11 protein-coding genes and 2 rRNA genes are annotated in these 12876 nt (G+C 56.4%); 4 read left to right on the top strand and 9 right to left on the bottom strand.

Going from position 1 to position 12876, the window contains the following annotated elements:
- Positions 1-217: 217 nt before the first annotated feature.
- The 6 genes from flgE to HU730_RS19145 all read right to left on the bottom strand — a co-directional run bounded on the left by flgE (position 218) and on the right by HU730_RS19145 (position 5273).
- A complete protein-coding gene (gene flgE, locus HU730_RS19170; protein ID WP_054922158.1) occupies positions 218-1534 on the bottom strand; it encodes a flagellar hook protein FlgE in 1317 nt (438 codons plus the stop codon).
- A gap of 30 nt (positions 1535-1564) precedes the next feature.
- Entirely contained in the window at positions 1565-2284 is a 720-nt protein-coding gene (gene flgD, locus HU730_RS19165; protein ID WP_034128455.1) for a flagellar hook assembly protein FlgD, read from the bottom strand.
- A 16-nt stretch (positions 2285-2300) separates the two neighbouring features.
- The gene (flgC, locus tag HU730_RS19160; RefSeq protein WP_032895649.1) at positions 2301-2744 is read right to left on the bottom strand and encodes a flagellar basal body rod protein FlgC; all 444 of its coding nucleotides are present in this window, start codon (positions 2742-2744) and stop codon (positions 2301-2303) included.
- Between the two features lie 3 nt (positions 2745-2747).
- Positions 2748-3155, bottom strand: a complete 408-nt coding sequence (gene flgB / locus HU730_RS19155; RefSeq protein WP_034120825.1) for a flagellar basal body rod protein FlgB — start codon at positions 3153-3155, stop codon at positions 2748-2750.
- Positions 3156-3470: 315 nt separating this feature from the next.
- Positions 3471-4298, bottom strand: a complete 828-nt coding sequence (cheR, locus tag HU730_RS19150; RefSeq protein ID WP_014719581.1) for a protein-glutamate O-methyltransferase CheR — start codon at positions 4296-4298, stop codon at positions 3471-3473.
- Positions 4299-4340: 42 nt separating this feature from the next.
- Positions 4341-5273 carry a chemotaxis protein CheV gene (locus tag HU730_RS19145; RefSeq protein ID WP_034128456.1) on the bottom strand — a complete coding sequence of 311 codons (933 nt, stop codon included), beginning with the start codon at positions 5271-5273 and terminating at the stop codon, positions 4341-4343.
- Between the two features lie 74 nt (positions 5274-5347).
- Between HU730_RS19145 and flgA the strand changes: the two genes are divergently transcribed.
- From flgA to HU730_RS19125, 4 genes are all read left to right on the top strand, one after another.
- Positions 5348-6112 carry a flagellar basal body P-ring formation chaperone FlgA gene (gene flgA, locus HU730_RS19140; protein ID WP_054922160.1) on the top strand — a complete coding sequence of 255 codons (765 nt, stop codon included), beginning with the start codon at positions 5348-5350 and terminating at the stop codon, positions 6110-6112.
- 141 nt (positions 6113-6253) lie between these two features.
- Entirely contained in the window at positions 6254-6577 is a 324-nt protein-coding gene (gene flgM, locus HU730_RS19135) for a flagellar biosynthesis anti-sigma factor FlgM (protein ID WP_034128458.1), read from the top strand.
- A 48-nt stretch (positions 6578-6625) separates the two neighbouring features.
- Positions 6626-7096, top strand: coding sequence for a flagellar protein FlgN (locus tag HU730_RS19130; RefSeq protein WP_034128459.1), 471 nt, complete (start codon positions 6626-6628; stop codon positions 7094-7096).
- A gap of 96 nt (positions 7097-7192) precedes the next feature.
- Positions 7193-7942, top strand: coding sequence for a flagellar brake protein (locus tag HU730_RS19125; RefSeq protein WP_072448795.1), 750 nt, complete (start codon positions 7193-7195; stop codon positions 7940-7942).
- A 59-nt stretch (positions 7943-8001) separates the two neighbouring features.
- Here the strand turns inward: HU730_RS19125 and HU730_RS19120 are convergent, their stop codons facing one another.
- From HU730_RS19120 to HU730_RS19110, 3 genes are all read right to left on the bottom strand, one after another.
- Entirely contained in the window at positions 8002-9375 is a 1374-nt protein-coding gene (locus HU730_RS19120) for an MFS transporter (RefSeq protein WP_054922167.1), read from the bottom strand.
- A 334-nt stretch (positions 9376-9709) separates the two neighbouring features.
- A 5S ribosomal RNA gene (rrf, locus tag HU730_RS19115) occupies positions 9710-9825 on the bottom strand.
- 151 nt (positions 9826-9976) lie between these two features.
- A 23S ribosomal RNA gene (locus HU730_RS19110) occupies positions 9977-12868 on the bottom strand.
- Positions 12869-12876: the final 8 nt, after the last annotated feature.

The following is a 12876-nucleotide window of genomic DNA, read 5'->3' as shown; positions in this document are numbered from 1 at the left end:
CCCCCGATACACCTAGGGTGTATCGGGGGCTTTTTCTTGGGCGGGCATAAATCCCTTGTTGCGGTATTGCTGTTCGGTCAATACCTGGATGGACAGCGTGAAGCAGATGCAAATGTGGGAGGGGGCTTGCTCCCGATAGGGTGTCAGTCAATGGATACTTGGCTGATTCACCGCTATCGGGGGCAAGCCCCCTCCCACATTTTAAAGCGCTAACCTATCAGGTCATCTGAATGATGGTCTGCATGATGGTGCTTTGGGTGGAGATGGTCTTGGCGTTCGCCTGGTAGTTGCTCTGGGCCTTGATCAGGTCCACCAGCTCGTTGGTCAAGTTGACGTTGGAGTTCTCCAGGGAACTGGCCTTGATCGACCCCAGAGTGCCAGATTCCGGTGCGTCGTAGCCCGGCTGGCCCGACGCGAAGGTCTCTTTCCAGGTCGTACCGCCGGCGGGCTGCAGGCCCTGCTCGTTGTTGAAGCTGGCCAGGGAAATCTGGCCGATGGCCTTGCTCTGCTGGTTACTGAAGGTGGCGAAGAGCACGCCGCTGCCATCGATCTTCAGGCCGGTGATCTGGCCGGTGGCGTAACCATCTGTGACCGGCGGGTTACGGTAGCTGGCCGAGTTGTACTGGGTGACGGTGCCCATGTTGATGGCGATGCCATCCTTGTTAGCCGTCGCATCGTTAGCCTTCCATACGCCATCGGTCACCGTGCCAGGTACCCAATCCTTGATGGTCAAGGTGTTACCGGCAACACCGCCGGTCACGATGCTCTTGAGGTTACCAGCACCATCGAAGCTCAACGTCGACGGCACAGGCGCCTTCACGTCAGCACCGGTACCGGTAGGAGCCGAACCATCAGGATTGCGGCCATCGATCAAGGTGTAGGCCTGCCACTGGTTGGCATCGGTTTTGACCAAGTACTGCACCATCGGGTGCGCATTGCCCTGGGAGTCGTACAAGGTGGTGCTGTATTGCGTGGTGAAGCTTTCGGACTTGGTTGGATCAAACGGGTTCTTGGACTGATCGATCACCGGCGACGAGGAGTTCAGGTTGCTGGAAGAGTCCACCTTGGTAGACGCCTTCGGCGGCAGGTTCGCCAGGTTCAGCTGCAGGTCAACCAGGCCGCCTTTGGTGATTTTGCCATTCTCGTCCGCGGCATAGCCTTGCAGGCGCGAGGTGCCGGTATTGTTGGTGATATAGCCGTCTTTGTCCGCACGGAAAGCACCGCTACGGGTGTATTCCAGCGAACCGTCGCTGCCCTTCTGCACGAAGAAGCCACCACCCTGGATCGCCATGTCGAGGATGCCGCCACTCCCGTTGACGTCGCCCTGGGTGAACTGCTGGGACACCGCCGCCAGGTTCACACCGTTGCCGATGCTGTTCTGGCCGGTGCCCAGCTTGGAGGCCGCGTAGATATCCGCGAATTCCGCACGGGATGACTTGAAGCCAGTGGTCGCGACGTTGGCGATGTTGTTGCCGGTCACGTCCAGTTGTTTGTTGGCCGCATAGAGGCCGCTAAGGCCGATGTTAAAAGACATGTTTCTCTCCTCTGCCGTATTTAGCCGGCTCTATGTACCGATAGTCTGAATTTGCGACAGCTTGACGCTGCCCATGCCGCCTGCAAGGTTGAGCAGCATTTCGCCGCCGGTCTTGCTCAGGGTCACGCTGGTGACCGTGGCTGGTAGCGAGGTGGTCAGGGCCACCGCGTCACCTTTGTCGTTCTTGGTGGAGGCATTGAAGGTGTAGGTGCCGGCTGGGGCGACCTCACCCTTATCGTTCTTGCCGTCCCAGATAAAGCTCTGGCTGCCGGCACTCTGCGCGCCCATATCCACGGTGCGTACGACGTTGCCGTCCTTGTCGGTGATCTTGACGGACACGTTGCCCACCGCCGATGGCACCGCCACTGAACCGTTCATGCTCTTGCTGGTATCAACCATGGCTTTGTCGGTCTGGATAATGATCGACCGCCCCACCAGCGACGAAGCCTGCAGCGCTTGAGAAGAGCTGAAGTTGCTGGAGATGTTGTTCACCGAGTCGTTCAGGGTGTTGATGCCTTCCAGGCTGCTGAACTGGGCAAGCTGGGCCACGAACGCGCCGTTGTCCTGGGGCGACAGCGGGTTCTGATTTTTCAGCTGGGTCACCAGCAACTGCAGGAATGCGTCCTTGCCTAGCGCCTGGTTACCCGTCGCCGCTTTGGAAACATTCGATACATTGTTCGAAGCGTCCTTGACCTTGGAGTTGAACAGGTCCTGGACAGCCGTGTTGTTTGACGTATCAACGATGGCCATTATTTGGCGCCTCTTATCACTGACCCAGGGTCAGGACCTTCTGCATCATGGTTTTGGCGGTGTTCATCATTTCCGCGTTGGTCTGGAACGAGCGGCTGGCGGAAATCATGTCAGCCATTTCCTCGACCACGTTGACGTTGGGGTAGTAGACGTAACCCTTTTCGTTCGCGGCAGGATGGTTGGGCTCGTAACGGGCCTCCAGGTTGCTCTGGTCTTCGACCACGCCCAACACCTGCACGCCGGAGCCGGCGGCGTCCTGATTCTGGAACAGCGACTCGCTGCCGCCTGCCTGGCCACCCTGGAACATGGTGGCGAATACCGGATGGCGGGCGCGATAGGTCTGGTCAATACTCGAGGAGACGGTCTCGGCGTTGGCGATGTTACTGGCGACGGTGTTCAAACGCGTGGTCTGCGCGCTCATGCCACTGCCGGCAATATTGAAAACACTGGACAGGGACATGGCTTACTCTCCGCGCAGGGCTGACATCAGCCCTTTGAATTTGCTGTTGAGCAGGGTGAAGCTGGCCTGGAAGTTCACCGAGTTTTCGGCGTAGTTCGATTGCTCCAGCTGGGCGTCAACGGTGTTCTGGTCGATCGACGGCTGCATCGGCGTGCGATACAGCAGCGACTCGTCACCATTGCCCAGGCCTTGCGCTTCGATATGACGGCTATTGGTCATGTTCAAGGCGAAGGTGCCGTTCTTGGTCTTGTCCTGTTGTGCGGCGAGCACGGCGGAGAAGTCCAGGTCCCGAGCCTTGTAGTTCGGGGTGTCGGCGTTGGCGATGTTGTTGGCCAGGACTTCGGCACGCTGGGCGCGGAAGCCCAGGGCTTGTTCGTGGATACCGAGCGCTTTATCGAAGCTGATGCTCATGGCGGAAACCTTTAGGCTGACCTGCTGTTCGTTAGCAGGGTTATAGCAAGGTGTATGCCAAACTTGCGAAAGCCCCGTATATAAAGGGTTTCGAGGGAAGTTGCCAGCGACTATGCCAGAAAAGCGGCAAGCGATTTCCGCGTAGTGCCAGTAAAGCGGCAATGGGCAGTTGCCGCTTTACGCCAGCTTGCCGAGAAAACAAATGTGGGAGCTGGCTTGCCTGCGATGGCGGAGTGCCTGCCGACCTATTCGTCGACTGACAAAACGCTATCGCGGGCAAGCCCGGCTCCCACAATTTTATTGCATACACCCAGGCTACTTGGCCTGGTAGATGATCCCTGGGCTGCATTGCACCATCTGGAAGTGATCCGGCAGCCCATTGAGCGCCTCGGAAGCACCGAGGAACAGATAACCTCCGCGCTTGAGGGTGCCGTGGATGCGCAACAGAATGTCTTTCTTCACTTCAGCCGAGAAATAGATCAGCACGTTGCGGCAGAACACCATGTCGAACTTGCCCAGGCTGGCGTAGCTGTCGAGCAGGTTGAACGAGCGAAATTCGACGCGGTTCTTGATCGGCGCCTTGATCGCCCAACGCCCTGCCCCTTTGGGGTCGAAGTAGCGTTGCAGGCGTTCCTGGGACAAACCTCGGCCCAGGGCCAGGCTGTCGTACTCACCGGTCTTGCAGTTGGTGAGCATGGTGCCGGACAGGTCCGTGGCCACAATTTGCGCACCGGCTTTCAACTGGCCCATGTTGGTCCGCTCGAACTCATCGATGGACATCGAGATCGAGTACGGCTCCTGCCCCGAAGAACAGGCCGCCGACCAGATACGCAGGCGCTGGCCCGGGCTGGCCTTGATGGCTTCGGGCAACACTTTGTTCTTGAGCACTTCAAAGGGATAGGTATCGCGAAACCACAAGGTTTCGTTGGTGGTCATGGCATCGACCACCATTTCCTTGAGCCCACTGCGCGGCTGCCCCTGGATCCGCTGGACCAACTCACCCAGGGACTTGATGCCCTGCTGTTCCATCAGCTTGTTGAGACGGCTGGATACCAGGTACTGCTTGTTTTCACCGAGCAATATGCCACAGGCTTTTTCCAGGAAGACCCGGAACTGTTCGAAATCCAAATTACCCGTAGACAATGATGCCGCCTCTTAAATCGTGTGACCGCCGGGGGAAATCCCCTAGCCGTGATCTGCTGCCTTGATCCGGTCGACTACCCGGGATGCGAGGTCATCAGGACGGAACTTGGCCAGAAAGTCATCCGCACCGACCTTCTTGACCATTGCCTGATTGAATACCCCCGACAACGAAGTATGCAGGATGATATGCAACTTTTGCATGCGTGGATCGTTACGTATTTCGGCCGTGAGCGTGTAGCCATCCATTTCCGGCATCTCGATGTCAGAGATCATCATCAAGAATTCTTCTTCAGGCCTCTTGCCTTCGTCTGCCAGCTTGCGCAGGTAATCCAAGGCCTGGCGGCCATCATTGAGCGCTACCACCTCAACCCCGACCGTTTGCAGGCAACGGGTGACCTGCTTGCGCGCCACAGAAGAGTCGTCCACGGTCAACACACGCAGCGAAACCGCCTTGTGTGCCGTTTCGGCATCCACCACCCCGACGGAAATGGTTTCCGAGGTGGGGGCCACTTCGGCGAGGATCTTCTCCACGTCGATGATTTCCACCAACTGGTTATCGACCCGCGTCACCGCCGTCAGGTAGTGATCGCGCCCCGTGCCCTTGGGCGGCGGATGGATCTCTTCCCAGTTCATATTGACGATGCGCTCCACCGAGCGCACCAGGAAACCCTGGGTCTTGGTGTTGTATTCGGTGATGATCACGAAGGGGTTCTGGCGGTCTTGCAAACCCGCGGCCCCCGTGGCCATGGCCAGGTCAAGAATCGGAATGGTCGCGCCACGGATGTTGGCCACGCCGCACACCACTGGACTGGACTTGGGCATGATCGTCAACTTGGGACATTGCAGCACTTCACGCACTTTAAACACGTTGATGCCATACAACTGTTTGCCATCCAGGCGGAAAAGCAACAACTCCAGGCGATTCTGCCCTACCAGCTGTGTGCGCTGGTTTACTGAATCCATTACACCTGCCATGCCCAGACTCCTAAATCCTAGGGGTACGACGCGTACCCAACACTAAACGGCACGAGCTTTGCTATTTACTGAGTATGGATATTAAAACGACAGTTTCCCGACACCCTGGCCGCTCACGCTACCGTAGACTGCTCTGCGCCGCGATGGCACTGCTTGTCTCGGGCCTGGGCGTCACGGCCCGTGCCGACAACGTCACCCTGCCTGATCTACTTATCGGCGTCACCCAAGGCTTTCTTGAGTTCACTGTAGAAGATTATCTGGCGACTACCCAGACGCCGGGGCGTTATGAAATTCAGGTCAACCAGTTGGACCCTCGCTTGCGCATGCCAATGTGCGACAAGGAATTGACAGCCACTCTGGAAAGCCCCGCCCAGCCCATCGGTCGTGTGACCGTAAAGGTACGCTGTGAGGGCGCCTCGCCCTGGACGGTTTTCGTACCGGCTCAAGTCAAGCTGTATCGCGATGTGGTGGTAGTGGCGCGACCGTTGAAGCGCACGGGCATCATCGGCTACGACGACGTGGCGTTGCGCGAGCGGGATATCAGCTTGATCAACCAGGGCTACCTGACGTCGCTGGACCAGGCCGTCGGGCAGAAACTCACGCGGCCAGTGGTCACCGACCAAGTCCTCACGCTGGTTCATCTGGAACAGGCCGAGGTGATTCGCAAAGGTGACCAGGTGGTAATTTCCGCCAGCAGCGGCGGCCTGAACGTCAGGATGCCGGGCGAGGCGCTGTCAAATGGCGGCATGAGCGAACAGATCCGCGTCAAGAACCTCAACTCCAATCGCGTGATCAAGGCGCGGGTCACGGCACCAGGCCAGGTCGAGGTGGCGCTATAGATGACTGGAATCAAATGCCAGCTTTTCCTACACTGTGTGCTGGATATTGAGCCGTACAGGTTTATTGTCAATCGAGCCTAAAGTTTGCCCGGGTATGGCCGAAAACATGGCAAGCGTCCAAATACCCAGAGGTTTTTCAACATGGTCATTGATTTCAGTCGTTTGAATAACGCCCCGGCTTTGCCCGGCAATACGCGCACCGGCGGTACCAAGGACAGCGTAGAGGCCAAGCCGCAGCCCTTGCCTGCCAAAGCAGAACAGGCCGCCGCCAGCCAGAGTGGGGAATCGGTACACCTGAGCAATGAGGCTCAACAGTTGCAGAAGGTCACTGACTCGCTGCGCGATCAACCCGTCGTCAATAAAGCCCGCGTGGCCGAGTTGAAACAGGCTATCGCCGATGGCAGCTATAAAGTCGACAGCAACCGTGTAGCCAGCAAGCTGCTCAACTTCGAAGCCGAGCGCTAGGCAAAAGCCTGCGCAGGGCTTTTGGACGCTTAAAACCCAAGGCCAGCCATGCACCACGACGAACATTTGCTCCAACTGATCATTGATGATCTGGCGCCGACGCAACAATTGCTCGAGCTGCTCAAGGAAGAATCACTGGCCTTGTACGGCCGGGATATGCCCTTGCTGGAAGAAATCCTGGCGCGCAAACAGTCGCTGATTGTCTTGCTCGAACAGCACGGCAAGAAACGCAGCGAGATTCTGATCAGCCTGGGCCTGCCCGCCGATCATGATGGCCTGGCACAACTGGCCAGCCACTCCTCAGTCGGCGATCAACTGCTGGCACAAAGCAAAGAACTCAATCATTTGCTCGCCCAGTGCCAGGAAGCCAACCTGCTCAACGGTCAGTCGATCCAGCTTCAGCAAGCCACCACCGCCAATCAGTTGCGCATACTGCACGGCGGAGAACCTCCGGCCCTGTATAACGCCCAAGGCTCCACCTCACGCCTGATCAAACCAAGCACCCGCAGCCAAGCCTGACGCCGGTTTACAGCGCGACCTATCCAAGGCGCGCTACATACTGGCAAAATGCCGGTTCTTGCGTGTAGTCGTATTTTGCCTGGAGATGGAAGAACCGTGTTCAACGCCCTTAATGCGGAAGATGCACCGCAGCCACCCAAGGTGCTCACCACGCCTCTGGAAATCGCCAGCACGTTGCGGATGCTGCAAGAAAGCCATGACCCGCTGATCATCACTTTCCACGAACGTAGCCAGCGCTTCCAGAGCTACCTGGTGGACATCGACCGGGACAGCAAGACGCTGGTACTGGACGAAATGATTCCCCGCGACGGTGAACGCTATCTTGAGAATGGCGAAGCCTTCCGTATCGAAGGCTTCCATGAGGGCGTGCGGGTTGCCTGGGAAAGCAACGGCACCTTGACCATCAGCGAGAAAGGCGGCCACCGCATCTACAGCGGCAGCCTGCCCGGCGAAGTGGTTTACCATCAAAGACGCAATGCCTTCCGCGCCGCACTGAAACTCGCGCAATTGGTGGATATTCAGTTAGGTGGCGAGAAGCTCAAGGCCCCTGTCAGCGGTAAGCTGTTGGATATCTCGGCAACCGGCTGCAAATTGCGCTTTGAAGGCGACATCTCCGAGCGTCTGCAGTTGGGCCAGGTCTATGATCGCTTTATCGCTGCCCTGCCCTTCGGCAGCATGACCACCTCCGTGGAACTGCGCTATCTACACTTCGAAGACAAGATCAACACCACCTTCGCCGGCGTGCGCTTTCACAACATGAGTGGCTTGGTGCAGCGACAAGTGGAACGCTTTGTCTACCAATTACAGCGTGAAGCTCGGCGCTTCGATAAAGACGACGATCTTTAAGCGTTAGACGCTGAGATAAAAAACGGGCAGATCCTGATGGGATCTGCCCGTTTTTTCGTTCAGGGGCGTGCCCTGCTCAAGTCATGGGGATGTTCGTCCGGGTCTGGTGGCTCGTGCGGCTCTTCGCTCGTCGGCTCATCGGTTTCAGGGGCAGGCTCTGGATCGGGCACAGTGACTTGCATCTGATCCTGTACCACCTGCTCATCCACCCGCGGGTCAAGGGCAGCCACCAAAGGCGAACTGGACATGCTGTCGGGCATCGCCACGTGATGCAGCGGCGCGTCATCGACCTGATGCAGGTTGGTCACCGCCTTGGGGCGAATGCGCCACACCAGGATCAATGCACACAGGCTGAAAAACGCATAGAGCATCTGGCTGCCGAATAGCTTCATTACCACACCGGCCAACAGCGGCCCCACGCTGGCGCCGATCCCGTAGGTCACCAGCAACATGGCCGTCAGCGATACCCGACGATCACCTTCCACATGGTCGTTGGAAAAGGCCACTGCCAAAGGGTAAAGGCAGAACTGCACCAGCGAACAGAAGAAGCCCGCCACGAACAACACTTCCAGCGGAACCTGCGTCATGATTGCCAACGGCAAGGCCGTCACCGCCAGGCACAAGGCGAAGCAGCGAATCAGCAGCGCACGGTCATAGCGGTCCGACAACCAGCCCAGTGGCCACTGCACGACCAATCCAGCAAAAATGCAGCTACCCATGAACAGGCCGACTTGCTCGGTCGTCAGGCCCTGCTGAGAGGCGTACAGCGGTGCCAAGCCGTAGAACGAACCGACGATCAACCCAGCGCCTAACACGGTGCTGAGCGACTGCGGCACACGCTTGATAAAGAAGCGCGGCTCCATCGGGGCCGGGTGCAGTGGGGCCGGGTGAATGCGTCGAGTCATTGCCACCGGGACCAGGCACAGCGCAAAGCACAACGCCACGAGCATCAACAGCTCAAGCCCAAGATGAGGATGCATGACCAGGATCAGTTGGCCCAGCACCAACCCAAGGTAGGACGCAATCATGTAGCCGCTGAACACTACACCGCGCTGCTTGGCATCCGCCTGCTCGTTGAGCCAACTCTCGATGACCATGTACTGGCACATCATCCCCAAGCCCACGATCATCCGCAGCACAATCCAGGCTGGTAGCCAATCAATCAAACCGTGACCCAGCACCGCTGCACCGACGATGCCTGCGCAGGTGGCGTAGGCGCGAATATGCCCGACCCGGGCGATGAGGCGGTGTCCGAGCTTGCCGCCCAGCACCAAGCCAAAATAGTTGGCGGCCATTAGCGCACCGACCCACAGGCTGTCGACATTGTCTGCTGCCAGACGCAAAGCCAGATAAGTACTAAGTAGGCCGGAGCCGATCAGCATCATCAAAGAGGCGAAATAAAGGGCTCGAAAAGATTTCCAGATCTGGCGCATCGGCGTTCCGAGCGGCTCCTTGCGGTGAGGGGTAGGGCTATCAGCATGATAGTCCGGGGCGGTTGGATCCGGACAGGCAGCAGGGCCTGTTCCCGGCGATTATTTTGTTTCACAGCTCAGACGCTACGTGGGTGTCTGCGAGGTACATAACCGTGGAGATAAATACATGGCGCACCACCTGTGAACCTTGATAACACGCAAGGTTCGACTGGTATTCGGGTATCTGTACAAAAGGTTTCAATGGAACGCTATGCAGGCTTTGGAAGTTGGCGTGCTTTTCGAGCGCCCAAAACAAAACCCCAACTGCTTTCGCAATTGGGGTTTTGGAATTTAATCTTGACGATGACCTACTCTCACACGGGGAAACCCCACACTACCATCGGCGATGCATCGTTTCACTGCTGAGTTCGGGATGGGATCAGGTGGTTCCAATGCTCTATGGTCGTCAAGAAATTCGGGTACTGAGTCGTGGCCAGCTGGCCTCGCTTCAGCAAATTGGGTATGTGATAGATCGTGGTGTTTTGTGAGCGTCGAACTTTCGGTTCATTGCGTCTTCACACACCGCAATCTGGCCTTTCGACTCAAATTGCTTGGGTGTTATATGGTCAAGCCTCACGGGCAATTAGTATTGGTTAGCTCAACGCCTCACAGCGCTTACACACCCAACCTATCAACGTCGTAGTCTTCGACGGCCCTTCAGGGAACTCAAGGTTCCAGTGAGATCTCATCTTGAGGCTAGTTTCCCGCTTAGATGCTTTCAGCGGTTATCTATTCCGAACATAGCTACCCGGCAATGCCACTGGCGTGACAACCGGAACACCAGAGGTTCGTCCACTCCGGTCCTCTCGTACTAGGAGCAGCCCCTCTCAAATCTCAAACGTCCACGGCAGATAGGGACCGAACTGTCTCACGACGTTCTAAACCCAGCTCGCGTACCACTTTAAATGGCGAACAGCCATACCCTTGGGACCGGCTTCAGCCCCAGGATGTGATGAGCCGACATCGAGGTGCCAAACACCGCCGTCGATATGAACTCTTGGGCGGTATCAGCCTGTTATCCCCGGAGTACCTTTTATCCGTTGAGCGATGGCCCTTCCATACAGAACCACCGGATCACTAAGACCTACTTTCGTACCTGCTCGACGTGTCTGTCTCGCAGTCAAGCGCGCTTTTGCCTTTATACTCTACGACCGATTTCCGACCGGTCTGAGCGCACCTTCGTACTCCTCCGTTACTCTTTAGGAGGAGACCGCCCCAGTCAAACTACCCACCATACACTGTCCTCGATCCGGATAACGGACCTGAGTTAGAACCTCAAAGTTGCCAGGGTGGTATTTCAAGGATGGCTCCACGCAGACTGGCGTCCACGCTTCAAAGCCTCCCACCTATCCTACACAAGCAAATTCAAAGTCCAGTGCAAAGCTATAGTAAAGGTTCACGGGGTCTTTCCGTCTAGCCGCGGATACACTGCATCTTCACAGCGATTTCAATTTCACTGAGTCTCGGGTGGAGACAGCGCCGCCATCGTTACGCCATTCGTGCAGGTCGGAACTTACCCGACAAGGAATTTCGCTACCTTAGGACCGTTATAGTTACGGCCGCCGTTTACCGGGGCTTCGATCAAGAGCTTCGCGTTAGCTAACCCCATCAATTAACCTTCCGGCACCGGGCAGGCGTCACACCCTATACGTCCACTTTCGTGTTTGCAGAGTGCTGTGTTTTTAATAAACAGTCGCAGCGGCCTGGTATCTTCGACCGGCATGAGCTTACGGAGCAAGTCCTTCACCCTCACCGGCGCACCTTCTCCCGAAGTTACGGTGCCATTTTGCCTAGTTCCTTCACCCGAGTTCTCTCAAGCGCCTTGGTATTCTCTACCCAACCACCTGTGTCGGTTTGGGGTACGGTTCCTGGTTACCTGAAGCTTAGAAGCTTTTCTTGGAAGCATGGCATCAACCACTTCGTTACCTAAAAGGTAACTCGTCATCAGCTCTCGGCCTTAGAATCCCGGATTTACCTAAGATTCCAGCCTACCACCTTAAACTTGGACAACCAACGCCAAGCTGGCCTAGCCTTCTCCGTCCCTCCATCGCAATAACCAGAAGTACAGGAATATTAACCTGTTTTCCATCGACTACGCTTTTCAGCCTCGCCTTAGGGACCGACTAACCCTGCGTCGATTAACGTTGCGCAGGAAACCTTGGTCTTTCGGCGTGGGTGTTTTTCACACCCATTATCGTTACTCATGTCAGCATTCGCACTTCTGATACCTCCAGCAAGCTTCTCAACTCACCTTCACAGGCTTACAGAACGCTCCTCTACCGCATCACTTACGTGATACCCGTAGCTTCGGTGTATGGTTTGAGCCCCGTTACATCTTCCGCGCAGGCCGACTCGACTAGTGAGCTATTACGCTTTCTTTAAAGGGTGGCTGCTTCTAAGCCAACCTCCTAGCTGTCTAAGCCTTCCCACATCGTTTCCCACTTAACCATAACTTTGGGACCTTAGCTGACGGTCTGGGTTGTTTCCCTTTTCACGACGGACGTTAGCACCCGCCGTGTGTCTCCCATGCTCGGCACTTGTAGGTATTCGGAGTTTGCATCGGTTTGGTAAGTCGGGATGACCCCCTAGCCGAAACAGTGCTCTACCCCCTACAGTGATACATGAGGCGCTACCTAAATAGCTTTCGAGGAGAACCAGCTATCTCCGAGCTTGATTAGCCTTTCACTCCGATCCACAGGTCATCCGCTAACTTTTCAACGGTAGTCGGTTCGGTCCTCCAGTTAGTGTTACCCAACCTTCAACCTGCCCATGGATAGATCGCCCGGTTTCGGGTCTATTCCCAGCGACTAGACGCCCTATTAAGACTCGCTTTCGCTACGCCTCCCCTATTCGGTTAAGCTCGCCACTGAAAATAAGTCGCTGACCCATTATACAAAAGGTACGCAGTCACCCAACAAAGTGGGCTCCCACTGCTTGTACGCATACGGTTTCAGGATCTATTTCACTCCCCTCTCCGGGGTTCTTTTCGCCTTTCCCTCACGGTACTAGTTCACTATCGGTCAGTCAGTAGTATTTAGCCTTGGAGGATGGTCCCCCCATATTCAGACAAAGTTTCTCGTGCTCCGTCCTACTCGATTTCATGACTAAGAGATTTTCGCGTACAGGGCTATCACCCACTATGGCCGCACTTTCCAGAGCGTTCCGCTAATCTCAAAGCCACTTAAGGGCTAGTCCCCGTTCGCTCGCCACTACTAAGGGAATCTCGGTTGATTTCTTTTCCTCAGGGTACTTAGATGTTTCAGTTCCCCTGGTTCGCCTCTTGCACCTATGTATTCAGTACAAGATAACCATCTTATGATGGCTGGGTTCCCCCATTCAGACATCTCCGGATCAAAGTCTGTTTGCCGACTCCCCGAAGCTTTTCGCAGGCTACCACGTCTTTCATCGCCTCTGACTGCCAAGGCATCCACCGTATGCGCTTCTTCACTTGACCATATAACC

The organism is Pseudomonas sp. SWRI22 (assembly GCF_014268395.2).
Classification (GTDB): Bacteria; Pseudomonadota; Gammaproteobacteria; order Pseudomonadales; family Pseudomonadaceae; genus Aquipseudomonas; species Aquipseudomonas paracarnis.
The sequence above is the reverse complement of the archived record's forward strand: the minus strand, read 5'-3'. Positions and strand labels throughout refer to the sequence as shown.

Excerpts from the sequence above, each read along its gene's own strand:
- flgE (WP_054922158.1), bottom strand. The coding sequence starts at position 1,534 with ATGTCTTTTAACATCGGCCTTAGCGGCCTCTATGCGGCCAACAAACAA.
- flgD (WP_034128455.1), bottom strand. The coding sequence starts at position 2,284 with ATGGCCATCGTTGATACGTCAAACAACACGGCTGTCCAGGACCTGTTC.
- flgC (WP_032895649.1), bottom strand. The coding sequence starts at position 2,744 with ATGTCCCTGTCCAGTGTTTTCAATATTGCCGGCAGTGGCATGAGCGCG.
- flgB (WP_034120825.1), bottom strand. The coding sequence starts at position 3,155 with ATGAGCATCAGCTTCGATAAAGCGCTCGGTATCCACGAACAAGCCCTG.
- HU730_RS19145 (WP_034128456.1), bottom strand. The coding sequence starts at position 5,273 with ATGGCAGGTGTAATGGATTCAGTAAACCAGCGCACACAGCTGGTAGGG.
- flgA (WP_054922160.1), top strand. The coding sequence starts at position 5,348 with ATGGATATTAAAACGACAGTTTCCCGACACCCTGGCCGCTCACGCTAC.
- flgM (WP_034128458.1), top strand. The coding sequence starts at position 6,254 with ATGGTCATTGATTTCAGTCGTTTGAATAACGCCCCGGCTTTGCCCGGC.
- HU730_RS19130 (WP_034128459.1), top strand. The coding sequence starts at position 6,626 with ATGCACCACGACGAACATTTGCTCCAACTGATCATTGATGATCTGGCG.
- HU730_RS19120 (WP_054922167.1), bottom strand. The coding sequence starts at position 9,375 with ATGCGCCAGATCTGGAAATCTTTTCGAGCCCTTTATTTCGCCTCTTTG.